23 protein-coding genes and 1 tRNA gene are annotated in these 24,899 nt (G+C 40.7%); 11 read left to right on the top strand and 13 right to left on the bottom strand.

Translation table 11 applies throughout. The annotated features are described in order from the left end of the window. Positions 1-185: 185 nt before the first annotated feature. Positions 186-1,415, top strand: a complete 1,230-nt coding sequence (locus FD716_RS05880; RefSeq protein ID WP_139851413.1) for a pyridoxal phosphate-dependent aminotransferase — start codon at positions 186-188, stop codon at positions 1,413-1,415. A 109-nt stretch (positions 1,416-1,524) separates the two neighbouring features. Here the strand turns inward: FD716_RS05880 and FD716_RS05875 are convergent, their stop codons facing one another. After that, positions 1,525-1,938, bottom strand: a complete 414-nt coding sequence (locus FD716_RS05875; RefSeq protein ID WP_139851412.1) for a GFA family protein — start codon at positions 1,936-1,938, stop codon at positions 1,525-1,527. A gap of 283 nt (positions 1,939-2,221) precedes the next feature. On the opposite strand from FD716_RS05875, the gene FD716_RS05870 reads away from it, so the two are divergent. Beyond that, a tRNA-Asn gene (locus tag FD716_RS05870) sits at positions 2,222-2,297 on the top strand. Between the two features lie 158 nt (positions 2,298-2,455). Here FD716_RS05870 and FD716_RS05865 read toward each other — a convergent pair. The 8 genes from FD716_RS05865 to FD716_RS05830 all read right to left on the bottom strand — a co-directional run bounded on the left by FD716_RS05865 (position 2,456) and on the right by FD716_RS05830 (position 10,514). Then, positions 2,456-3,907 (bottom strand): NAD-dependent succinate-semialdehyde dehydrogenase, encoded by a 1,452-nt coding sequence (locus FD716_RS05865; protein WP_407641921.1) that lies wholly within the window; start codon positions 3,905-3,907, stop codon positions 2,456-2,458. A 286-nt stretch (positions 3,908-4,193) separates the two neighbouring features. Next, entirely contained in the window at positions 4,194-4,994 is an 801-nt protein-coding gene (gene hpaI, locus FD716_RS05860) for a 4-hydroxy-2-oxoheptanedioate aldolase (protein ID WP_139851410.1), read from the bottom strand. Between the two features lie 14 nt (positions 4,995-5,008). After that, positions 5,009-5,812 carry a 2-oxo-hept-4-ene-1,7-dioate hydratase gene (hpaH, locus tag FD716_RS05855; protein ID WP_139851409.1) on the bottom strand — a complete coding sequence of 268 codons (804 nt, stop codon included), beginning with the start codon at positions 5,810-5,812 and terminating at the stop codon, positions 5,009-5,011. Positions 5,813-5,838: 26 nt separating this feature from the next. Next, positions 5,839-6,228 (bottom strand): 5-carboxymethyl-2-hydroxymuconate Delta-isomerase, encoded by a 390-nt coding sequence (locus FD716_RS05850; protein ID WP_139851408.1) that lies wholly within the window; start codon positions 6,226-6,228, stop codon positions 5,839-5,841. A 152-nt stretch (positions 6,229-6,380) separates the two neighbouring features. Further along, positions 6,381-7,241 carry a 3,4-dihydroxyphenylacetate 2,3-dioxygenase gene (gene hpaD / locus FD716_RS05845; protein ID WP_139851407.1) on the bottom strand — a complete coding sequence of 287 codons (861 nt, stop codon included), beginning with the start codon at positions 7,239-7,241 and terminating at the stop codon, positions 6,381-6,383. Between the two features lie 300 nt (positions 7,242-7,541). After that, positions 7,542-8,999: a 5-carboxymethyl-2-hydroxymuconate semialdehyde dehydrogenase gene (gene hpaE / locus FD716_RS05840; protein WP_139851406.1), complete on the bottom strand. Its 1,458-nt coding sequence runs from the start codon at positions 8,997-8,999 to the stop codon at positions 7,542-7,544. Between the two features lie 78 nt (positions 9,000-9,077). Then, positions 9,078-9,851 carry a fumarylacetoacetate hydrolase family protein gene (locus FD716_RS05835; RefSeq protein WP_139851405.1) on the bottom strand — a complete coding sequence of 258 codons (774 nt, stop codon included), beginning with the start codon at positions 9,849-9,851 and terminating at the stop codon, positions 9,078-9,080. A gap of 3 nt (positions 9,852-9,854) precedes the next feature. Further along, the gene (locus FD716_RS05830) at positions 9,855-10,514 is read right to left on the bottom strand and encodes a fumarylacetoacetate hydrolase family protein (RefSeq protein ID WP_139851404.1); all 660 of its coding nucleotides are present in this window, start codon (positions 10,512-10,514) and stop codon (positions 9,855-9,857) included. Between the two features lie 149 nt (positions 10,515-10,663). Here FD716_RS05830 and hpaA point away from each other — a divergent pair, with 149 nt between their 5' ends. The 8 genes from hpaA (at position 10,664) to FD716_RS05790 (ending at position 17,932) form a co-directional block, all read left to right on the top strand. Then, a complete protein-coding gene (gene hpaA / locus FD716_RS05825) occupies positions 10,664-11,566 on the top strand; it encodes a 4-hydroxyphenylacetate catabolism regulatory protein HpaA (protein ID WP_139851403.1) in 903 nt (300 codons plus the stop codon). Between the two features lie 186 nt (positions 11,567-11,752). After that, positions 11,753-12,112 (top strand): hypothetical protein, encoded by a 360-nt coding sequence (locus FD716_RS05820; protein WP_139851402.1) that lies wholly within the window; start codon positions 11,753-11,755, stop codon positions 12,110-12,112. After that, a complete protein-coding gene (locus FD716_RS05815; protein WP_228714915.1) occupies positions 12,109-12,897 on the top strand; it encodes a hypothetical protein in 789 nt (262 codons plus the stop codon). The genes FD716_RS05820 and FD716_RS05815 overlap by 4 nt, the downstream gene beginning before the upstream one ends. A gap of 26 nt (positions 12,898-12,923) precedes the next feature. After that, positions 12,924-13,727: a hypothetical protein gene (locus tag FD716_RS05810; RefSeq protein ID WP_228714914.1), complete on the top strand. Its 804-nt coding sequence runs from the start codon at positions 12,924-12,926 to the stop codon at positions 13,725-13,727. A gap of 17 nt (positions 13,728-13,744) precedes the next feature. Continuing rightward, complete coding sequence (locus tag FD716_RS05805) at positions 13,745-14,380, top strand: hypothetical protein (protein WP_228714913.1); 636 nt, start codon at positions 13,745-13,747, stop codon at positions 14,378-14,380. 264 nt (positions 14,381-14,644) lie between these two features. Next, on the top strand, positions 14,645-15,715 hold the full coding sequence (locus FD716_RS05800; RefSeq protein ID WP_228714912.1) for a hypothetical protein: 1,071 nt from the start codon (positions 14,645-14,647) through the stop codon (positions 15,713-15,715). 164 nt (positions 15,716-15,879) lie between these two features. Further along, on the top strand, positions 15,880-16,929 hold the full coding sequence (locus tag FD716_RS05795) for an NADP(H)-dependent aldo-keto reductase (protein ID WP_139851400.1): 1,050 nt from the start codon (positions 15,880-15,882) through the stop codon (positions 16,927-16,929). A gap of 523 nt (positions 16,930-17,452) precedes the next feature. Beyond that, the gene (locus FD716_RS05790) at positions 17,453-17,932 is read left to right on the top strand and encodes a Csu type fimbrial protein (RefSeq protein WP_139851399.1); all 480 of its coding nucleotides are present in this window, start codon (positions 17,453-17,455) and stop codon (positions 17,930-17,932) included. Here FD716_RS05790 and FD716_RS05785 read toward each other — a convergent pair. From FD716_RS05785 to FD716_RS05770, 4 genes are read right to left on the bottom strand one after another with little or no spacing between them, the layout of a single operon-like run. Continuing rightward, positions 17,929-18,948 (bottom strand): Csu type fimbrial protein, encoded by a 1,020-nt coding sequence (locus FD716_RS05785; protein WP_139851398.1) that lies wholly within the window; start codon positions 18,946-18,948, stop codon positions 17,929-17,931. The genes FD716_RS05790 and FD716_RS05785 overlap by 4 nt on opposite strands. Then, entirely contained in the window at positions 18,933-21,305 is a 2,373-nt protein-coding gene (locus FD716_RS05780; RefSeq protein ID WP_139851397.1) for a fimbria/pilus outer membrane usher protein, read from the bottom strand. The genes FD716_RS05785 and FD716_RS05780 overlap by 16 nt, the downstream gene beginning before the upstream one ends. 6 nt (positions 21,306-21,311) lie before the next feature. Next, entirely contained in the window at positions 21,312-22,037 is a 726-nt protein-coding gene (locus tag FD716_RS05775; RefSeq protein ID WP_139851396.1) for a fimbrial biogenesis chaperone, read from the bottom strand. Positions 22,038-22,085: 48 nt separating this feature from the next. Continuing rightward, positions 22,086-22,556, bottom strand: coding sequence for a Csu type fimbrial protein (locus FD716_RS05770; protein WP_139851395.1), 471 nt, complete (start codon positions 22,554-22,556; stop codon positions 22,086-22,088). Positions 22,557-23,566: 1,010 nt separating this feature from the next. Between FD716_RS05770 and mhpT the strand changes: the two genes are divergently transcribed. Continuing rightward, on the top strand, positions 23,567-24,820 hold the full coding sequence (gene mhpT / locus FD716_RS05765; RefSeq protein ID WP_407641869.1) for a 3-(3-hydroxy-phenyl)propionate transporter MhpT: 1,254 nt from the start codon (positions 23,567-23,569) through the stop codon (positions 24,818-24,820). The last annotated feature ends 79 nt before the right edge of the window (positions 24,821-24,899 follow it).

Raw genomic sequence — 24,899 nt, 5'->3', positions numbered from 1 at the left:
TAAGTTTTTTTTGATAAAAATGCGAACCTATATCGCCATAGATCTGCAATTTAAGCCAATTTATTGGTTTAGTTTTCTAAAAAAGCTTTTTTTCTGAATTAATTTAAATTTTCAGCCCAAGATCTCGCTTTTTTAAGCTAAAATAATATGCTTTTATTTTTTATCCCTATAAGAAGGAATATACCGTGGACGTACGTCTCTCTGATCGTGTCAATGCCATCAAACCGTCCCCTACGCTTGCTGTCACAAACAAAGCGGCTGAACTTAAAGCTGCTGGTAAAAATGTGATTGGTCTTGGTGCAGGTGAACCTGATTTTGATACCCCACAACACATCAAAGATGCAGCCATTACTGCGATTAATAATGGTTTCACCAAATATACCGCAGTAGACGGTACGCCTGGCTTAAAAAAAGCAATCATTGCTAAATTCAAGCGTGACAACAACCTTGATTATCAAGCCAATCAAATTTTAGTCTCTTGCGGTGGTAAACAATCCTTCTTTAACCTTGCGTTAGCATTGCTTAACAAAGGTGATGAAGTGATTATTCCGGCACCTTACTGGGTAAGCTATCCAGATATGGTGATTATTGCTGAAGGTACGCCTGTTATTGTGAAATGTGGTGAAGACCAACGTTTCAAAATTACACCAGCACAATTAGATGCAGCGATTACTGAAAAAACCCGTCTAGTGGTGTTAAACAGCCCATCAAATCCAACAGGTATGATTTATACCAAAGCAGAATTAGAAGCTTTGGCAGAAGTGCTCCGTAAACATCCACAGGTTTATGTTGCTTCTGATGATATGTATGAACCAATCCGTTGGGGCGATGAATTCTACAACATTGCAACCGTTGCACCTGATCTATATGAGCGTGTAATCGTATTGAATGGTGTATCTAAAGCTTATGCAATGACTGGATGGCGTATTGGTTATGCTGCAGGTCCTGCCAAGCTAATTGGTGCAATGAAAAAAATTCAATCACAATCAACTTCAAACCCAACTTCAATTTCACAAGTTGCTGCTGAAGCTGCATTGAATGGCCCACAAGATGTACTTAAGCCAATGATTGAAGCCTTTAAACGTCGTCATGATTTAGTGATGGATGGCTTAAATGCAATTAACGGTATTAGCTGTTTACCTGCTGATGGTGCATTCTATGCTTATGCCAATATTCGCCCATTGATTCGTGCCAAAGGCCTAAAATCTTGCACCGAGTTCTCTGAATGGTTACTAGAAGAAACAGGCGTTGCCGTTGTTCCAGGTGATGCATTCGGTCTGGGTGGCTTTATGCGTATTTCGTATGCGACTGCAGACGAAGTTTTGGTTGATGCCTTAGCACGTATTAAAGCGGCTGCAGATTCAATCGAAGGCGTTGATGCTGCGATTGCCTCAATTGCTGCTGAACAAAAATAAGATTTACATCAAGCTTTAAAGAAAACCGCATGCATTGACATGCGGTTTTTTATGCCTAGATACCACGCAAATAGCGAAACCTATGCATTGCGATTTAAAATAATTATGCTTATGGTGCTGGATTAAACATTGCCACAATGTCTGCTTCAGTCATGGTTTTACGCTGACCCTCAAAAGCATAAAACGTAGGTTTATTATCGATAAAAATTTCCATGGCTAAACTCAAGTCTTGTGGCTGCTCGTTTAGTGCAAAGGCATTGATATTGGTATAACTGTGATCTTTACTGCGCCAAAACAAATTGGTGCCACACTGCTTACAAAAGCCACGCTCTCCCCAGGCCGAAGAGTCGTAAATCCCCAGATGTTCTTGCTCGACAAAATGCAAACTGCCCGGCTCGACTTCAATGGTCATAATCACACCACTGGTCTGACGACGACAAATAGAACAATGACAACTGTTCACTGCATGATTTTTAAGTGCTAACTCAAATTGGGTTGCCCCACAGACACATTGACCTTTCATGATTTGGCTCTATTTGATTAAATTTCTTTTGATTCTAATCCTAAATATCTAAATGGTAGCCATATATTCAAAATATAAATTCAAAATATAAATTCAACTCGTTGATCCGCAAGCAACAATGCTTCACAACCTCAATAAAGAAAAATGAGTTAAAGCCAATAGTCTTGTTTTTGTACACCTCATCACATTTTGATTAAATATAAAGCAAACAACAGCCAAAACATGCATTCAAGCTCAATTTGGCTTGACCCATCAAAAAAAATCCCTATAATCGCTCTCAGATTCTCCAATAGCTCAGTCGGTAGAGCGACGGACTGTTAATCCGCAGGTCCCTGGTTCGAGCCCAGGTTGGAGAGCCAAATTCTAGAAAGCCCACTACATATAGTGGGCTTTCTTTTTGTCTGGAAGAAAATAATACTTTAAAAAAAAGATGAATTAAAAAGTGACACATGAGATTGCATTAAACGGTCAACCGATTTCAGGACTAGACTATGCAATCTCAGTGTCAGTATCAGGCTTAAATTCCCATGCACATATATTTCAGTTCTTGATAATCTTCGATGCCGTATTTGGAACCTTCACGGCCACAACCGGATTCTTTGATCCCACCAAAAGGCGCGACTTCAGTCGAAATAATCCCTTCATTAATCCCGACCATGCCGTATTCTAAGGCCTCGCCTACACGCCATGCACGACTTAGACTTTCAGTATAAAGGTAAGAAGCCAGACCAAATTCGGTATCGTTGGCCATTTGAATTGCTTCAGCTTCGCTATTAAATTTAAATATCGGTGCCAATGGGCCAAAGGTTTCATCTTTGGCAACCAACATATCTGAGGTGACGTCCACCAATACTGTTGGTTCAAAAAAGGTATGACCCAGTGCATGACGCTGACCCCCTAAAACGATTTTGGCACCTTTGGCAGTGGCATCTGTAATATGTTGCTGAATTTTTTCCACAGCTTTTTCATTGATTAATGGCCCTTGCTCTGCCCCAGCCGTAAAGGCATCAGCAACTTTAAGTTTTGCCACGGCGGTTGCCAGTTTTTCAACAAATGCATCATGCACCTTCGCTTGAACCAAAAAGCGATTGGTACAAACACAAGTTTGACCACTGTTGCGGAATTTTGATGCCAAGGCCCCTTCAACGGCTCGATCAAGATCAGCATCATCAAACACAATAAACGGTGCATTGCCTCCCAATTCCATGCTGACTTTTTTCATGCTGTCTGAGCATTGCTGCATGAGCAATTTGCCAATTTGGGTTGAGCCTGTAAATGACACTTTGCGAACCAAAGGATGTGAGGTCAGTACCCCGCCAATTTCACGGGCATTCCCCGTCACCACATTAACCACACCTTTGGGAATACCCGCAAGTTCTGCCAGCGCAACCAGGGCCAAAGCCGACAATGGGGTTTCAGAGGCTGGTTTAATAATCACGGTACAGCCTGCAGCCAATGCCGGCCCGACTTTACGGGTAATCATGGCATTCGGGAAATTCCACGGGGTGATCGCCGCCACCACACCAACAGGTTGGCGCACCACGACGAGACGACGACCGTGTTTGTCATGTGGAATCACATCGCCATAGCTGCGTTTGGCTTCTTCGGCAAACCATTCAATAAAACTGGCACCATAGGCAATTTCACCACGACTTTCAGTCATGGACTTGCCTTGTTCGGTACTTAAAATAGTGGCGAGATCTTCCTGATTGTCCATAATCAGTTGATACCATTTTTTCAATAGCAGGGAGCGCTCTTTGGCAGTCGTGAGTTTCCAACTTTGCAATGCCGTTGCAGCAGCCTCAACCGCCTGCTCCACTTGTTTCGTACTGACCGATGGTACCTGTGCAATCACCGCACCCGTTGCAGGATTGGTCACAGCAAAGCTTTGGTTTTGATCCGCAGCTTGCCATTCACCATTGATATAGACCTGTTGTTTAAATAAATTCGCATTGTTAAGTTGCATTATTATCTTCCTTTGACTTATGACTGTGACCTTTAACTTTGACAGCTTGATTGGAGCAAGTACTGAGATCGATTGTCTTAGATCAGTTGTTTTGGCCTATAGCCTTGATCTAAGACTTTTCTCATAGACTTAGGTGAGTTACTTTGATCGATCAGCGTGATCATGACGATTGCCTGAGTCTCACTGCCTTGATCTATGGGCTTAATCATTGCTTAGGCTATTTTATTGAACGAATAGCTTTAAATTCTCGCTAATCGGATTGCCTGAACATCTTGCTTGAACATCGCCATTAATAAACGCTGGGGCCTTGTGCTGTCGGTTGTTCAAGCCTTTTAAATTTACCCAATAGCTGGGTCATCGACTTCATCAACAAACTGGTATCTACCCCGACTGCAACAAAAGCAGTACCGAGTTCTAAATAGGTCCGTGCCAAAGCTTCATCTGCCGATAAAATCCCCGCGGCTTTGCCCGCTTGACGAATTTTCGCAATGCTATCAACAATGATTTTTTGTACATCGGGATGCCCCGGATGACCGCGATAGCCCAAGGCCGCTGATAAATCGGCAGGTCCAATAAATACGCCATCAATGCCATCGACCGCCAAAATCGCATCGATGTTTTCCAAACCTTTTTTCGATTCGATTTGCACCAGTACACAAATCTCCTCATCGGCTGTATCAAGATAATTGGGCAAATTATTCCAACGTGATGCGCGTGCCAATGCCGCCCCCACCCCACGAATACCTTCGGGTGGATAACGGGTGGCTTTAACCATCAGCTCTGCCTGTTCAGCCGTTTCAATCATCGGAATCAATAACGTCTGCGCACCAATATCAAGTAACTGCTTAATTAAATGTACATCCCCAGTGACAGGACGCACCACTGCTTGGCTTGGATAGGGTGCAATCGCTTGTAATTGTTCAAGAATACTACGCACATCATTCGGCGCATGCTCACCATCAATCAACAACCAATCAAAGCCGGCATTGGCTGCAATCTCAGCACAATAGCCATTGGCCAAACCCACCCACATGCCAATTTGCTGTTCAGTCTTGAGTTTTTTCTTAAAATAATTCGTGGTATCCAACATCTGCAAACTCCCGATTAAACAAAGCGGAATGAAATCGAACCCAACTGATCATAATCAATATGGAAGGTATCGCCTGCTTGTGCTGCTACAGGTCGTGTAAACGAACCACCCAAAATAATCTGACCGGGCTGTAAGGTAATGCCGTGCGGATGTAATTTATTGGCCAACCATGCCACGCCATTCGCGGGATGATTCAATACCGCAGCAGAAACTCCTGATTCTTCAATGACCCCATTGCGATACAAAATAGCAGGAATACGGCGTAAATCTAGTGCATCTGGTTTGATTGGACGACCACCCAGCACAATTCCGGCATTGGCGGCATTGTCGGAAATGGTGTCAAAGACTTTGCGGGTGATCCCCGTTGCAGGATCGACGTTATGCAAGCGTGCATCAATAATTTCAACCGCTGGCACCACGTAATCGGTAGCATTTAATACATCAAAGATGGTGCAGTTTGGGCCAGATAATGGCTTTGCCAAAATAAAGGCCAACTCTACTTCGACCCGCGGCACGATAAAACGCGACATCGGTAAGTCAGTGCCTTCTTGAAACAGCATGTCATCAAGTAACACCCCATAATCGGGTTCGCTAATATTCGATGACACCTGCATAGCGCGTGAGGTGAGGCCAATCTTATGCCCCACCATTTTACGGCCAGCAGCAATTTTATGCGCCACCCATGCTTTTTGAATCGCATAGGCATCTTCCATACTCATTTCAGGATATTGCAAAGAAAACTGACGCATTTGCTGTCCAGTTTGCTCGGCCTGATCGAGCTGTAAGGCCAAGTCTTGAATTTGTGCTTTATCTAACATAGCGAAGATTCCTGAGCGAAACAGACTTAGTGCTGTCCTTGCAAAAATTGATGAATATTATTGGATTTAAAATTCAGTACTGGATCAAGCTCTATCATTTCAAAAGAAATCGCCAATAAGCGTTGTGCTTTGAGTGGGGCAAAGAAAGCATCAATAATTTCAAACAGTTCAGTCGCGACACGTTGCCGTGTTGCTAAATCTCGCCCTGCACCAACCTTAAGCGTCATGTGTACAAAGGCATAATCATGTTTGGCATCGGCCATTCGATATTGATCCATCCGAATCGCACGGCTGCGAATACCGCCCAAAGGGAACACCCCTGTAGCCCCTAAAAAGGTATTTACTTGCTCAAATAAATCTTGAAAATCAACAGATTGTTCTAAGTTTGCACTGTACTCAGCGATAAAATGTGGCATGCAGCTGCTCCTTGGTATGTCCTTGTTCTGCTTTAAGTCGCTTAGGCGACGATCTAGCCTAGGCTGACTGTCTACTCACCTGTTTAGATAAAGTGCCTATTGTCATAGTGCTTAGGCTAAACGATTCAACCTATTGCTTAGGATCGTATTACTTAGGCTAAATGATCAGGCAGTGGGAATACGGCATTAATTTGTCCTGTGCCCGAACTTGGGAATGCTGGGGTAATCACCTCGACTGCTTTGTCGTATTGATCCCAACCCAGAACGCCAAGCAACATCGCTGTATCATGCATGCCGCCTTCGCCATAACAATATTCGGCATATTCAGGCAGCATTTCCACAAATTCTGCCCACTCACCACGTTCCCACATGCCCACCACATGTTTATCAACTTGGCGATCCCATTCACGGGTATAGGAATCCATGCCACGTGCTGCTTCACGATCCCAGATAAAACGATGCGACAATGAACCACTGGCGAACACCGCGACATTGCCATCGTAGCGCTCAATCGCCTTAACCAAACCTTCACCAAATTTACGGCTGTCTTGTAACTCATGTGAGGTTAAAAATGCAGACACTGACACCACTTTAAAATGTTTGTCTTCATTCATATAACGCATTGGTACCAAAGTACCGTATTCAAGTTCGAGACTTTTGATGTTATGTGCCTGTACTCGAATGCCAGTTTTGGCAATTTCTTGTTGCATGATCTCGCCCAGCGCAGGGTTACCGTCATAGCTGAATTCCATATCTTTAATAAAGTGCGGTAATTCATTACTGGTATAAACACCCTCGAATTTTTCGCCACAGTTAATATGAAATGCACTGTTGACCAGCCAATGGCTATCAAATACCACAATGGTATCAACCCCCAATTCACGGCAACGACGACCAATTTCGATATGCCCATCAATCGCAGCCTGACGGCAACCGTGTTGCGGTCCCGGCAATTCCGATAAATACATGGATGGTACGTGTGTAATTTTTGCAGCTAATACTAATTTACCCATGGTTTTTTCATCCTGAAATTTTTTTATAAATGCTGGTTAGGCCCTCGACCAAGGTTAGGCCCTCTCCCCAACCCTCTCAAGGATTAAGCCCTCTCCCCAACCCTCTCCCAAAGGGAGAGGGAGTTTACAGTTTTTCAATTCCCTCTCCTTTTAAGGACGAGGGGGTTTACCATTTATAGTTCCCTCTCCTTTTAAGGACGAGGGGGTTTACCGTTTATAGTTCCCTCTCCTTTTAAGGACGAGGGAGTTTACCGTTTATAGTTCCCTCTCCTTTTAAGGAGAGGGTTAGGGAGAGGTGGCTTAACCCCACTTTGGAATATGATGTGAACCCATGGAGATACAAACGTTTTTCACTTCTGTGAAGACTTCTAAACTGTATTCCCCACCTTCACGGCCGGTCCCAGAGGCTTTAATACCACCAAAAGGTTGACGTAGATCACGCACGTTTTGGCTATTAATAAACACCATCCCCGCTTCAATGCCTGCGGCTAAACGATGTGCCTTGCCAATGTCTTGCGTCCAAATATAAGACGCCAAACCATATTCAACATCATTGGCCAAACGCAAGGCATCTGCTTCATCTTTAAATTTAATCAAGCACACCACTGGACCAAAAATTTCTTCCTGAGCAATCCGCATGTTGTTGTCAACATCTGCGAAAACAGTGGGTTGAATAAAGTGGCCATGTTTAACGTGATCGGGTAAATGCAACGGGCGTTCTAAACCACCAGCGACCAAGTTGGCGCCTTCTTCAATTCCGATTTTGATGTAGCCGGTGACTTTATCGTAATGCGCACGGGTAATCATCGAACCGACTTGGGTTTTCGGATCTTGTGGATCACCGACAATTAGATTTTTCGCACGGCGGGCAAATTCTTTCACAAACTCATCATAAACCGTTTCTTGGATGAAGATACGACTGCCTGCAGTACAACGCTCGCCATTCAACGAGAAGATGGTAAACAATGCAGCATCCATGGCACGTTCTAAGTCTGCATCATCAAAAATAAGCACTGGCGATTTACCGCCAAGCTCCATTGAATATTTTTTTAGACCCGCAGTTTCCATGATCTTACGACCAGTCAGCGTCCCCCCCGTAAAGGAAATCGCACGGACATCAGGATGTTGTACCAAGGCATTACCTGCGGTGGCACCAAAGCCTTGCACCACGTTAAATACGCCTTCTGGAATACCTGCCTCTAAAGCCAAGCGACCTAATTCATTGGCGGTCAGTGGTGAAATCTCTGACATTTTCAATACCGCAGTATTGCCCAAAGCCAAACAAGGTGCAGTTTTCCAAGTTGCCGTCATAAATGGCACATTCCAAGGAGAAACCAAACCACAAACCCCCACCGGTTGATGAATGGTGTAGTTCAACATCTGATCATCTACGGGATAGGTATGCCCATTTAAACGGGTACACACTTCAGCAAAGAAATTGAAATTGTGTGAAGCACGTGGAATAAGCACATTCTTGGTTTGATGAATCGGCAAACCAGTATCGAGCGTTTCCAGTTCGGCAATGCGATCGACGTTTTGATCAATCAAATCACCTAAACGACGCATTAAACGCGCGCGTTCTTTGGCTGGGGTTTTTGCCCAACCTGGTGCAGCTTTTTTTGCAGCGGCAACGGCTAAATTAATCTCTTCTTGTCCACCACTGGCAACTTCACCAATGGCTTGATTTGTTGCAGGGTTATAGTTGGTAAATGTTTCTTTACTTTCAACTTCCTTGCCATTAATCCAATGCTTAATCATGCTTAAATTCCTTTTGATTTTATTCACTTAAAATCAATTTTTTAACAATAGACTGCTACCAATGCTTAAACGCGATTTCTATTTCTGAAAGAAAGTGCTTTCCGAAACGATAAAGTTACGTAACCGACCAATGCCTTCGACTTCAACAATCACTTCATCGCCCGGCACCACATCAGACAAGCCCTCTGGGGTTCCCGTTGCAATCATGTCACCCGGTTGTAAGGTCATAAATGATGAGATGTATTCAATCAGAAATGGCACATTGAAGATCATATCGGCTGTGGTGCCTTCTTGACGAAGTTCACCATTGACCCAAGTGCGTAGGGTTAGATTATTCGGTTCAGCAATAGACGCAGTATCAATAATATAGGGGCCAACTGGCGTGGTTGAATGACGGTTTTTCACCCGTAGATTGGGACGATAATAATTTTCTAAAAAGTCACGAATCGCATAGTCATTACATAAGGTATAACCCGCAACATAATCGAGTGCATTTTCACGTTTTACATTTTTAGCCGTCTTACCAATCACCGCAACCAATTCGCACTCGTAATGCATATAGTCAACCTGATCTGGGCGCCAGGTATTTTGGTTGTGACCAGTATAGGTATTCGGGGCTTTAATAAAAATCAGTGGTTCTTTCGGTGGTTCAAAAGCCAATTCACGGGCATGGTCAGCATAGTTCAGCCCCAATGCAAACATGGTACCAGTGGCAGGCGGTAACCATTCAACTTGTTGCTCAGTCAGTACTTGACCATCTGGCAGTTTAACCTGTAACGCTTCCGAGTCTGCGACCTCAAATACTTCAACATTAATCACTTCACCATTGTGGCGGATACGTGCAGTTTTCATGATTTACACCCCTTGCTCTTGAATGGTGTTTTCCACCGCACCCAACTGATCCACTTCAATACGAACCACATCGCCATGCTGTAAATCAACACGACCGAGTGGTGTACCGGTTAAAATAATATCACCCGCATTTAAAGGCATATATTCTGAAATTTCTTCGATAATCTGATCAGGTGTACGAATCCAATTGGAAGTATGGCCAGTTTGCTTGAGCGCACCATTGACAAAGACACGTAGCTCCAGCTGATTGATATCGCTGACCTGATCAATCGCAACCGCTTCGCCCAAGGCACAAAAACCATCCTGACATTTGGCACGGATCGCAGGTCGATAGTAACTTTCTTCTGGTAAGCTTAATTCATTGACCACCACATAACCTGCAATATGCGCATAAGCATCACTTTTGGCTACACGACTGGTACTTTTCCCGATCACGATTCCCACTGTCGGGCCAGCCTGTAAAGTGTCTGCCTGTTGCTTGACCACCACTTGCCCTGAAGTATTACGGGTATTGGGTGTCTTAATAAATAACACAGGTTTTATCGGTGCTTTGACATATGGCTTTTGTGTAAATTGCGCTTCAAGCGTTGAATACAAATCCTTATAATTCAAAGCAATACCAAAAATATTTCCCTGTGTATCAAGTTTATTTGAATCCGCCATTTGATACTCTCTTCCGAATAGTCTAGTCTTTTTCACTGGACAGTTTAGGTTTTAGTTAATATATTAACTTTATATTTAATATGTAAACTAATTGCAAGCCTTTTTTCAAATAGATGCATAAAAACAAGACTTATCATGGATGTAAATGTATGAAATCAGCAATGATCCCAAATTTACATATGGGCGATGATTACGATCAACGCTATATGGGCGCAGAGATTCATTATGCAGCGCAAGCCAAACTCGCGGTATTTTTTGGTCAGCATATGCCGCCGCATCGACATGACCGTTATTTTCAACTGCATTTTTTTAGCAAAGGTACGGTGCGGGTATTTTTAGATGATGTGAAATACATCTGCCAAGCCCCTGCTTTTTTTCTGACTCCGCCTTCGGTTGCACATTCTTTTATTACCGATCCCGGTTGTGAAGGGCATGTACTCACCGTGCAACAAAGTACGATTTTGCCATTGTTGCAAGTCGATTTAAAAATCCAACATATTCATCCCATTTGCCTGCATCACCAACAACTCGATGCCCCGCATTTAAAAGATTTATATTTATTAGAAGCCTACTTTAATGAATTAAAACTCGAGTTTGAAACCAATAAACAAGCCAAAAACTTCGCCTTAAAAAGCTTAATCAATTTAATTTTTTTACAGGTGATGCGTCTGGCTGAAGCCGTGCCTTCTCGGGTTAAAAATGGCGGTGATGATCTGGCAATCTTCCGTAAATTTAATGCCTTAATCGAGAGCCATTATGATCAACATTGGTCACTCACACACTATGCCGAACACTTAGCGATTACCGAAACGCGCCTGAATGATATTTGCCGTCGCTTGGCCGATATTTCGTCTAAAAAATTAATTTATGATCGGCAAATGCAAGAAGCCAAACGCTTATTAATTTTTACCGACACAGCGATTAATAACATTTGCTATCAACTTGGCTTTAAAGACCCTGCCTATTTTAGTCGTTTCTTTCAACGGCATGCTGGCATGCGCCCCTCTGAGTTTAGGCAGACTTATTTAAATGAGGAAATGGTGGTGGGCTAATTTTTTGGAAATAGCTAGCAACCCTGTAGCATTTCACCGCTGCACTGTAAAACCAGTTGTAAAGCTTAATTCAAATACTCACAACAGCACTGCCAGCCGTTGCACCACAACAATAGAAGTCATATTTTAAAATTAATTATGCTGTGCTAAAGATATCGGTTCATAAAAAATATAAAAGGACAGACCATGGCTGGTGGTTCACAGATTATTATTTCCGCTGATGGCATAACCATAAAGACAGCAAAAGAATTTAAAGTGTTTGCAGGCCAACACACATTCGAGCATGGTGCGAAGGTCATAAGTACCTTGCCCAATTTACCTATATCGAGTTTTGACGGCTTTAATCATGGATTTCATTTAATCAGTGATGAGCAAATTCAAAACTTGCCTTTTAAGCTGTTTAATTCAAAACATAGCTATCAATTCAATGCGCATTTAAATGAAAAACAACAAACTCAGTGGGTTCAAACAGCAACAGAATCTGAAAAATTAGAACTTAAATATTCAGGTGATGACGACATCAATCATCAATGGAATGACGAGTGATCAAAAAAATTATTTTAACTGAGAAAAAAATCCTCCTGCTGCTGATCTGTTTATTGGTTGGATTAATCATCACCACTAAACTGATTCATTATTGGAAAGATGCCATGAAACCTGCTGTTGTATTTCTCGTTCCTGAAGCATTTATTGGTCCTGTTTTTGTGGTCTTTTCTCAAGCAGATGGGCAAGACTTGAAGCCTGACCCTTTAGGCGTTTCCCTGACAGTCCCCGAAAATGGATTGATTAAGGTGAAAGCTTCAAGAAATGAAGTTTTAACCCAAAGCATGAATTTCACCAAACGAAATGTGTATTGGATAAGCCTAAATAAAGCTGGGCAACGCAGCAATATGCCCTATCAAGGTGGTGGTGGTCGTGATTATGATAAAGAAATTGATTGGACTTGGTATATCGATACACAGAATCAAGCCAAGCAAATGATCTTTGATGAAAAACTGTATCCTAAAACCAATGATGCTGAGTTTTATTTTTTAACCAAAGCGCAAGCCAAATTAAAAACAGTCTATTACTGGGATACTTGTCGTGCTGATATTTGGAGAAATACAGAAGATTTACAGGCGTTTATGGCTGACTATATGAATGAAAATCGAAAAAAAGGAGAACTTCTCAATTGTATAAGTTTTACTGTTCTCTATCCCAATATAGAAAGTAAAAATATCGATGCATCTAGAATTTATGAAATGCAAAGTTTAGAAGAATTAGAACAACTGTTAATTTCACTTATCCCCCTAAAACAACAATATTTGAAAGAATATTTAGAACAACAATAAAAAGGATTAAAAGATGGCAACCATCCATGATCAAAAAAATAAATTTAACTGAGAAAAAAATCCTCCTCCTGCTGACCTGTTTATTGGTTGGGTTAATCATCACCACTAAACTGATTCATTATTGGAAAGATGCCATGAAACCTGCTGTTGTATTTCTCGTTCCTGAAGCATTTATTGGTCCTGTTTTTGTGGTCTTTTCTCAAGCAGATGGGCAAGACTTGAAGCCTGACCCTTTAGGCGTTTCCCTGACAGTCCCCGAAAATGGATTGATTAAGGTGAAAGCTTCAAGAAATGAAGTTTTAACCAAAAGCATGAATTTCACCAACCGGAATGTTTACTGGATAACCATGAACAAAGCTGGACAACGCAGCAATATGCCCTATCAAGGTGGTGGTGGTCGTGATTATGATAAAGAGGTGGATTGGACTTGGTATATCGATACACAGAATCAAGCCAAGCAAATGATCTTTGATGAAAAACTGTATCCTAAAACCAATGACGCTGAGTTTTATTTTTTAACAAAAGCGCAAGTAAAACTAAAAACAGTTTATTCATGGAATACTTGTCGTGCTGATATTTGGACAAGTGTTACAGAGTTAGAGGATTCTAGAAAGAATTGGTATTTTGGAAAAGAAGAAGTTAAACCATCTAGTACTTTTAGCTGCATGCAATTTAATGTTTCTTATCAAAAGATGGATGAAAAAGAACTAACCTATGAGAATTTTTTAGGTGATTATTCAGTACCTGAATTAGAAAATAAACTAAATGAAATAATACCGTTAAGACAAAAATATTTAAAAGAATACTTAGAACAAAATAAAGAGGATTAAAGAGATGGCAACCACCCATGATCAAAAAAATAAATTTAACTGAGAAAAAAATCCTCCTGCTGCTGATCTGTTTATTGGTTGGATTAATCATCACCACTAAACTGATTCATTATTGGAAAGATGCCATGAAACCTGCTGTTGTATTTCTCGTTCCTGAAGCATTTATTGGTCCTGTTTTTGTGGTTTTTTCCCAAGCAGATGGGCAAGACTTAAAACCTGACCCGTTAGGCGTTTCTCTGACAGTCCCTGAAAATGGATTGATTAAGGTGAAAGCTTTAAGAAATGAAGTTTTAACCAAAAGCATGAATTTCACCAACCGGAATGTTTACTGGATAACCATGAACAAAGCTGGGCAACGCAGCAATATGCCCTATCAAGGTGGTGGTGGTCGTGATTATGATAAAGAGGTGGATTGGACTTGGTATATCGATACACAGAATCAAGCCAAGCAAATGATCTTTGATGAAAAACTGTATCCTAAAACCAATGATGCTGAGTTTTATTTTTTAACCAAAGCGCAAGCCAAATTAAAAACAGTCTATTACTGGGATACTTGTCGTGCTGATATTTGGAGAAATACAGAAGATTTACAGGCGTTTATGGCTGACTATATGAATGAAAATCGAAAAAAGGAGAACTTCTCAATTGTATAAGTTTTACTGTTCTCTATCCCAATATAGAAAGTAAAAATATCGATGCATCTAGAATTTATGAAATGCAAAGTTTAGAAGAATTAGAACAACTGTTAATTTCACTTAACCCCCTAAAACAACAATATTTGAAAGAATATTTAGAACAACAATAAAAGGATTAAAGAGATGGCAACCACGCTAGCTTCGGTCATGACCACACCTGCTGATCCCAATAAAAACCGCAAAGATGTCCAGATTAAACTGGTTACGCTTGCCGCCTATCAAATGAATCTACGCTCATTTCACCCGAATAGACAGTTTGAAGCAAAAGGCTTATTTTTTCATGGTGATAATCGTGGGTTTTCTTTGGGAAATAGTTATTATGATTCTAATTCTCCTGACAAAATTCCTGCTGGAAGTGTTACTTCAAGAGTTTGGTCAAGATCAAATATCGACCTACCTATATTAAGCAGCTCTAAAGAACTAAAAACAATTGAGATAGAATCAAATCCGTCAAAGCCTTTAGATATTTTCCCTGCAAATCTACTTGGGCACGATCAAAACTATGCCGATGAAAAATATAAACCGAAAGGCACACTTAACGTTAATGTTCCTGAAATAAAATTTGAAAGTCCACGCAGTTTTATTTTTAAATCCTATTATGGCGGTGAAAACCACGCATTTATTCTGTCTCAAACCGCACAAGATATGACAGGTGCGACTTTTGTCCCCACCTTAGACGTATGGCATGAGTTTATGATTCGGATAGAGCGCATTAATAAATATATGGATATTAGTTCACTGGTCTATGGAGATGGTTTTCCCAATACAGAGGGCTTTATTGAAGATAGCAAAGGCCATAAAGTTTTTATTGGCACACATATCCGTATTGGTTCAGCTGCAACACATTTATTTGGCAAGAATACGCGCTTAATGTGGGCAAATGCGATTCGTATTGGCTTAAATGAAGATGGAACGTTTAATAACACATTATGGGTTTTTGCTCAGGGTTTAGGTGGGCCGAAAGAACATCGAGATGATTATGGTTTAACACCTGAAAAGAAAGGAAAGACGACCATAAGAATAATCGAACCGCTTACCCAACAGCCGACTATATTTTTTTGGAATTTTCAAGAAGCAGATGTCATTATTAAAAAACAATATAAAATTCCGTTTCGATTAAAAATAGACAGTAATTTAGCCATTATAGAAAACAACCTGTTTGAATCCTTTAAAACCCCGCCTATTTTAAAAACCACGGTTCAGGCTTGGAATGCTGCATTTTTACATCAAGACCCGAATGAAGGTCGTGATGAAGCTATTTACCAACTCGATGATGCTCAGTGGAAAAAATGATTTAAATCCCCTTCCACTCTAAAGCATTTTCTTAAAGTCATGGTTAGCCCCCATCTTTAAATTTTCTCAATAAGTTTTAGACAAAAGCTGAACAAAATTATAGAGTAAAACGATTCACTCAAATTTTCAGCAAAATATCACACGCGCCCGACAAGGAAAGCAGCATGAAATATAGAAAGCTCGGCACGACCGAAATCGATGTCAGTTTAATCGCCCTCGGCACGATGACTTGGGGCGAACAAAATACCGAGCAACAAGCACATGCACAACTCGATTATGCAACTGCCCAAGGCATTAATTTTATTGATGCTGCAGAGCTCTACCCCGTCCCACCTAAACCTGAAACCTATGGTTTAACCGAAAGCTATATTGGGACATGGTTAGCAAAGTCAAAGCAACGTGACCAACTGATTTTAGCCAGTAAAGTCGCAGGGCCATCATCAGCCAATGGTGGGACAGATCATATCCGTGCTGGTCAAAGTCGCCACAACAAGGCCAATATTGCACAGGCCCTGCATGACAGCTTAAAGCGCTTACAAACGGATTATATTGATTTATATCAATTGCATTGGCCCGATCGTAGCAGCAATTTTTTTGGAAAATTAGGCTATAACCATATTGAGGATGAAGTCAGCACGCCCATCTTAGAAACCTTAATGGTGTTAGATGATTTGGTTAAAGCCGGTAAAATCCGCCATATTGGATTATCCAATGAAACCCCGTGGGGCATGAGCCAATTCCTAAGACTTGCGGAAAAGTACGATCTCGCACGAATTGTCTCGATCCAAAATCCTTACAATTTACTCAATCGCAGCTTTGAAGTGGGTAATGCAGAAATCGCGATACAAGAACAAGTGGGACTGTTGGCTTATTCGCCTTTGGCCTTTGGACATCTCACTGGAAAATATCTAAATGGTGCATTACCAGAAGGTGCAAGAATTACCAAGTGGGCACGTTTTGGTCGCTATAAAAGTGCAAATGCTGAGAAAGCCACCCAGTTATATGTCGACTTAGCCAAAGCACATGGGCTAGATCCTGCGCAACTGGCCTTGGCTTATGTCAACCAGCAACGCTTTGTGACCAGTAATATTATTGGTGCAACCAACTTAGATCAGCTTAAAACCAATATCGACAGTATTACTCTTAAGCTCTCAGATGAATTACTGGCTGAAATTGAAAAAATCCATCAGCAGTATCCAAACCCAAGCCCATAAAATTTATGGGGTACATGATTTGGCGTTCCAGTATGTGGTGATGGAACGCCATACAATTTATGCTTTAACGCCCCTCACCTAAAAATGAATTAGGCTTACTCTTACAGCATTCTTACAGCATTCTTACAGCATTCTTACAGCATTCTTACAGCACAGCATTCTTACAGCATTCTTACAGCATTCTTACAGCATTCATACAGCATTTTTCTGCAACTTGGTTATGCTGCGCTGGCACTTTTTAGCCTATTTTTTAGATTATTTTGGAAGAAATATTCAGGGACACAGCAAGTAATATAACTCTATTGTGATTATGATCAATTCAGTGAAAGCTATGACACATAATACAGCTCAAAATATTGATCTAAAAAAAAAGAACGGATAGACCACCGTTTTACTTAGTCATTTGACTAACCAAATTATTATTTATACGACCTATTAAAAATAACGATATATTTTTATAGGGAATTAACCGAAAATCGTAGTAATCTATTAAGAATGAATATGTGTAATAAAAAGACACCGTATGAAATTAACACGTTTTAGTTTACTTGCTGTTGTGCTAGTTGTGGTGTCCTCCCCAATTTATGCAGTCAACCAAGAATCGTCTGAATTTAATGTCCGGATCACCATTAAAGAAAGTTGTAATATTTCAACAGCCGACGGTTCAGAGCTTGATTTTGGAACGATTGACCGCGCCTCAAAAGATGCCAATGCCAATAATAATTTAGCCGTCACATGTACCCAAGGGACGCCTTATCGCGTGGCGCTACAAAGTCCACGCCTGATGATCAACACCAAGATCAATAACCTCAGCATTCCCTATATGCTGTATCAAGATGCAAATCAGAGCAAACCCTTTGGCTATGATATTCAAGATGCTTATAGCAATACTGGAACAGGTAATACTCAAAAAATTCCGGTTTGGGGGCAAGTCAAACAAACCGATACCAATGTACCTGCTGGTCAATACAGCGATAAAGTGACGGTTGCAATTAGTTATTAATAGGTCAAAGTGACGGTAATCGTATCTTGATAATCACCCGGTGCAGGTACAATCGCACTTTTCCCGACCTTTCCATAAATATAAATACTTTGGCTCGAATTACTGCCACTTCCTTGTTCAGTTACACTATTGCTCCAAGCTCGGCTATTTTGAGCATCTTTATATAATTCATAAGCAATATAATCTGAACCTTTACGCATACGACGCGTTGTGCCATTGGCATTTACCCCACGATCCAAACTTATCTTCCATGAAGTGTTTAACGGACATGCCAAAGTCACAACACTAGAACTGCTTATATCTTTAGATAAATCATTAATTTGACCGAAGTTTAGATCGGTTGCCGCGATCAAATTACAACTATTTTCGTAATTGGTCGTGACCCTAAGGGCATTGGTCGCCTGATTACCTGTTTGCGTGCTTAGTACATCTTCCATGCTTAATGGTTTATTCTGGCTCAATCCATAAAGTAAGGTCACAGAGATATCATTATTATTTTGATAACTGCCCGCTGCAACAGTCTGCCCAGCATACACAAAACCATAGATCGGCAAATTAAAAACCTTTTGATTTTCCCCCACAGCAATGCTTTGGGAAATACATTTTAAAGTCGAAGCACTGGCTTGCGTATCTATCCGTTGGGTTAAGGCTGGGTCATAAAACAGATCATACGTTAAAAAGGAATGTGGCCAAGCGGCATAAGATACCATCTGGCGTCTGTTGTTAGCCAATCCTAGTCCACCAACAGTCGCAAAAGGACAAAGTGTCACATTTACAGCTTCCGTATGCTTGTAATGATTACAGGTAACCTGCCAATTGGTTGAGCTACTTTTGCCCGCTACAGACACAGCGCCAAAATTTAAAGCAGGGCCGGATAACCAACATGCACCACCAGCCTGTGCTGATGTACTGCTCAGCAATGCCACACCCAATACCAAAGGCAAGCCAAGCAACCAAGTAGCGGATAAAGTAAGCTGTGGAGGTCTAGTATTCTGCTTATTTATAATGTTTGGCACTTTAAGCTCCCCAAATCTAGATAGCCATATTGTGTTGAAAAGTCTGGTAAATCAAGACGACAAAGCTTGCCATCTTGATTGATGAACATCTGAGAGACCGCTGGATTTTCCAGATAGATTACGCCATCTCGCCCAACGATTGTATGCTCAACATCATCCAGATTTGGTGCTGTTTTTTGCACCCAGACCGGACTACCCATTTTCAGCGGTTTATTCTGTTCATCTAAAGCAACGACTTGTATAGATCGTACTTTATAAATGGGAAAATGCAGATAAATACCACTTAAGTACTGCGGCACTGCATCCAGTTGTGTCGATTCAATTTTATACTCCAATGGCAAATCCAATGGATCAATCGTAACCGCATTATGTTGATATGGATTGAGTGAATCGAGAAGCAATAAGCCTTTGGCATTGGTTTTCCCAACCAGACGATTTTCCACACGTACAGGAATATCGGGTACCCCTTGGGTAGACACCACTGCAAATGAGTTAAGCGATTGACGCATCGCAAAAAAATGGCTGTCCATGGCCAATAGACTACCACGTGCTCCAGCAATCAAGGTTCGATAATCTTGACTATTTATGCTGGTATTTTGAAAGCCGAGATCCCATTGCCCTTTCGGCGTTTCACGTTGTAATTGACCTTGAAAGCTATAATTACGCGTATCACTGTAATCAACATTGGCCTGCCATCCCCAATCGGGTTGATCTTGTACAGCCGTCTTACGTATATCTGCGGTGTATCGATTACGATCCTTTTCTTTTCGGGCATTTAGTGAGGCATTGGTTTGGCGATCTAGTGGAATATTCAAAGACATGAAAAACGTATTGCTACGATCATTTAAATCACGACTCATATTCAAACTTAAATAACTTCTAGAAGGAAAATAATAGGACCAGTTTAAGATCAAATATTCACTTTCTCGATCAAGATTTTTTTGGGAAACATAACTGCTCCCGAACTGACCTAAATCCGTATTTAGTCCAACAAAGATATGGTCTGAACGATCACTGTAGCTATAGCCTAGCGCACTGGCCAAATCACCAAAAGTAGCATCACTTTGTTGATGATTCATTGAAAAGTTGAGCCAGCGATTATTCCACTCATATCCCACTGAAAAGGACTGCCCCCCCTGCTGTGCCAATTCACTGTAGCTATAGGAACCATTTAAGATGCCCCAAGCTTTTGGTAAGCGATGTACTACACCAAATCCAGCCAAGGCCACATCCTTTGAATACTCAGTATGACTCTCAACCGTGGTGTCGTTGCTCAAACCATAGCGATAACTGGCATTTATAAGTAGATCATGGCCATAACTAAATGATTTAACCGCATAATTGAGCTTATTTACACCCACGTTCATATCCCAATCGGACAGTCCTTGTTGCAATAACTTTGAGGTACCAAACAAAGAAAAATCGACAATGCGTTGCTGGCCATTCAAATCGGTAATCAGCAACTGCGCAGTGCCTGAACCCGTAATCGACGGTGCAGTCTGAATATTAAACTGTCCTGGTGGCAGTTCACTGCTGCTTTGTTTAATCCCATTAATCAGTAAATCTACGGTTGAGGGTAATAGTACAGAACCTTTAAACGACGCGAGCGGTGAAGTCACTTGATAAGGTTGTAGATTAAAGTTTTTTGCCAGTTTAATCCCTGAAATTCGGGTGGAGCGACTCCAATCTAAAGCCCGAGATTGGCTATCTCCGACGGTTAGAGTCAAAGCCCGATCTGCAAAATCCTTTTGCCAATAACTATCTAGAATGTGACTGTTGAAGTGCTCTGATTGATCCGTTTTACTATAAGCATAATTGGCAGATACGCTTAAAAAACTTCCACGATCAAAGCCAAAGAAACGCAGTTCATTCCAACCACTCAGCGACCATAAGTCCTCTGTGGCCTGACTATAAAAATCATAATTGATCAACATTCCCGGCTTCATTTGCAAGGGATTTACTTTCGCGGCTGCCATCGGTACAAAGCCGGTAACGGTGGTGTTTTGCAGCAAACTTGGTATTACATTCAGTTCGATACTCTGCGCAGACTCATTGTATTTATAATTGAGTCCAGCAATTTGGGAGAGCCGTATAAATCCAGCATGTCCGGCCGCATCGGCAAGATTGACGTTTAGTTGCAATGCCTGCAGTGTGTCACGAGCAATAAATAGGTCATTGGATGTTTGGATGAACTCACCCAATACGGCACTGGGTGCTTGATTAAGCACAATTGCTAAATATAAGGTTTGCTGCTCAACAGCATCAAGATTGGATTTGGCTGGCTCACTGGCCACGGCAGCATGACTTAAGCTATAAGCAAAACAGAGTGCCTGAAAAAATGCGCCATGTTTTTTCATTAAAACTTATTGAATCACTAAAGTCTGAGCCAATCCATCGTTATTGATTCTTGCTTCGAATTTTCCGTTTGGAAGCATTTGCTTTGACTGGGAAATATCCCATTGCATACGTTGACCAACCAACACATACCCAACTAAACCATTGATTAATGAAATCTTCTCACCATTTGGATTGGTATAGGTTAATTCACTTAAGCGAATATGACGTTTACTGTTATTTTCTACGATGAGCTGTTGATTCTTAAAGCTAAAACCAACCTGAGCTAAAGAAGACAGTCCATTACGACGATTTATATTTTCATTGGACTGTAAAAACACAGGAATCGAATATTGTAAAAGTAATTGTAGGCCTGTTTGTGGATTGTCTAAATCTGAACGTGGCAATTCATCGATCAATAGTCGATAGCTTTGTTCTGTTTCAGTATTTGAAGGGGTTAAGCGGATAATACGAACCAGTTGTTTTTCACCGGCTTTAATTTCGGTAATCGAAGGACTTGCAACCAAATCTCGGGTCGGGCTTAGCTGATCTTTTGCATCGACTTGCGACCAAAGAAAAATACGGGTTTGGGCCCGAATGGTTTGGTCACCCGTATTGGTTAGCCAAATTTCTTTGGCTTTCTCTGGTGCAGCAAAGGCAACAGAAATTGGAGCGACTTGCAGACTCGCTGCAAGCCCACTCAGCGAATAGAGTGAAAGTATAAAAGTACAAATGAATTGAGCCAATTTGTTCATATAAACTGCCACGTTATTCCCAAATAAACTAACTAACTAACTAACGAATTAATAAGTTACTGTTGCAACAACCGTATCTACATAATCACCAGCTTCAACGTTAGTATTACCTGCTAATTTTGCATAAACAGGAATAAGCTGATCTTTACCACTACCAGTGCTTGATAATAGGTTTTTTACATCCCATTCAGTGGTATTTGCAGAATCTTGATATAAGGTATATGGCACTTTACTCTGTGAACCAGCTGTCATACTGCTCATTTCGCCATTACCTGCCAAAGCAATTTTATATGGCGTACTTAGAGTACAGGTAATATTTAACTGACCCGTTGCGGTACTGGTCATGTTGGTAGAACGATCTACCGGGCTAAACTGAACATCTTGAGCCGCTGTAAATTTACACGACTCATTTACCGTAATTTTCACTTTAAATTCGGTAGAAGCAGTTCCTGTTGCTGCATGTGTTAAAACAGGTAACGAAGTAAAAACAACAAATGCAGAAACAATGGCTTTTTTCATGGAACACCTTACTAAAATGTGAAAAGATCACACATATGGACTAAATTGGGGCGGATTATAGGCTTTTTTTTAAGCTTGTAAAGCATTGATTGATGTTTTTTTAGACACGAACCCAGCAGATTTTTTTATAAATTTCAGCAATTAAAATAAAAGTATATCTAAAATATATGAATAGTAACGTTTCTAAAAAACCCTTTTCTCATTGATAGAAGTTTGCTCATAAAACCGAGCAAAGTGCGTCCCTATATGGCTATCTGGCAATTCCCTTGATCAGAATAATTGTTGTTTTTTTGTTTAAAATACTTCTTTTTCGATCAAAAAAATGACGATTTTTTTATGTAATACAAGTAACAATTAAGCGAATAATAAATGTCCAATTTCTGAAAAAAAATTTATTAAAAATAATAATAAAAATATTCAATTTTAGGTCTTCAGACCAAAATGATTTTTTAAAGTTGTTTTGAGATGATCTCTGAATGATTAAATACAACTGCAGTGCGACAGTAAAGCTGAGCGTAATGATAATACTCCTAAAAATAAGTCACATCCGAATCATTATTCAACCATCTCATCTATGGTCTATTTTCGAGTCATAAATGCATCAAACAAATTATCGATCTTTATATTATAGAAACCACCATTATCGAGTGCTAAACCCGCACCTTGACATTAGTGAACATATAAACTATATATTTATTCTGAAAGTATCAACCAATAAACTTAGATCACATATACTCGCGCATCTCAACCTTAAACAAGTCATAGGCAAGTCGCTGCGGCGCTAAGAATAAAAATAATAATTTCACTCTGTTGATCTGTTTAATACTTCAATATTTGACTGAACAACCAGCGTGAATTATGCAAAACGTAACGCTGCCTGATATTGTTTAATCTATCGCACTTTGATAACCTCCAATCAGAGTACGATAAAATAGTGTTTAAAATTAAAGCATTAACAACATCAAGATTGATTGTGATGTATCGAGTGTAGTGCACATATGGAAATGGACATGGAACAGACATCATCAAAAAAAAGGATGATCACGACACTCATTTTGTGTTTTATGATTGCAATCATTGAAGGCTTCGACCTTCAATCGATGGGCGTGGCTGCACCACGCATGAAAGCCGAAATGCTACTCAGCATTAGTCAAATGGGATGGGTGTTTAGTGCTGCCGTATTAGGAACCTTACCCGGTGCATTAATTGCAGGTCGATACGCAGATGCGATCGGTCGTAAAAAGGTTTTAATTATCTGTATTGCGATATTTGGTTTGATGTCGTTATTCACTCCATTCGTTCAAGAATATAGTATTTTATTATTGGTTCGTTTTCTCACTGGCATTGGAATGGGCGGTGCTTTACCCATCGTCATCACCATGGTTTCTGAAGCAGTTTCAGAGAAATATAAAGCCACGGCCGTCAGTTCAATGTATTGCGGTATGCCAATTGGCGGCATATTAACCTCAGTGGTTGCATTATCACTGACAGCTGATCATGAATGGCGTTATATCTTTTATTTCGGTGGACTCGCCCCACTCGTCCTTATTCCTGTATTAATTTATTTATTACCTGAGTCCAAAGCCTATTTAAGTACGGACCAAAAAATCATTAAGCAGAAAAAATCACTGATGGATGTACTGTTTAATAAAGATCGCATTGTCGTGACGATTTGTTTATGGCTCAGTTTCTTTGGCACACTCTTGGTTTTAACCTTATTGCAAAACTGGTTACCAACTTTAATTTCAGGCATTGGCTTAAGCAAAGCACAAGGCAGCTATATTCAAATTGGCTTTAACTTGGGTGGGTTTATTGGCGTATTAATGCTGGGGCTAATGTTAGATCGTCTCAACAAAGGCCTCATTGTAAAATGTGTTTATCTCGGTGTTTTAATTTCACTGATCTGCTTAGCCTTTTCAAATAACTTCATGGCTTTTGCAGTTTCAGCAGTTGCCTGTGGTATGTTTATTATTGGCTGTCAGTCAATTCTCTACACTTTATCTGCAAAATACTATCCAACAGAAATGCGTGGCTCTGGTGTAGGTGCTGCGGTCAGTGTTGGTCGTCTCGGTGCCTTTATTGGCCCATTGGTGGCTGGATATTTATTGAGTATTGGTCAAAGTGAAATCTTCGTGATTGCATCAAGTATTCCAATGATTTTATTGGCCGCTATTTCGGCATTAATCCTGTTAAGAAAACCAGAGTATGCGGCACAAACATCAGAGGACTTAACCCACAATCAGGTTAAAAAGGAGCTGGCTTAATATTGCTCGCTAAACTAGCTTAGCTAATCGAATACCACGCAGACAGGAGAATGACTGATTATCTCGCTACAATAAATCG

This window comes from Acinetobacter pullicarnis (assembly GCF_006352475.1).
Taxonomy (GTDB): domain Bacteria; phylum Pseudomonadota; class Gammaproteobacteria; order Pseudomonadales; family Moraxellaceae; genus Acinetobacter; species Acinetobacter pullicarnis.
Note: the sequence above shows the minus strand (reverse complement) of the source record. Positions and strands in the feature narration are given on the sequence as shown.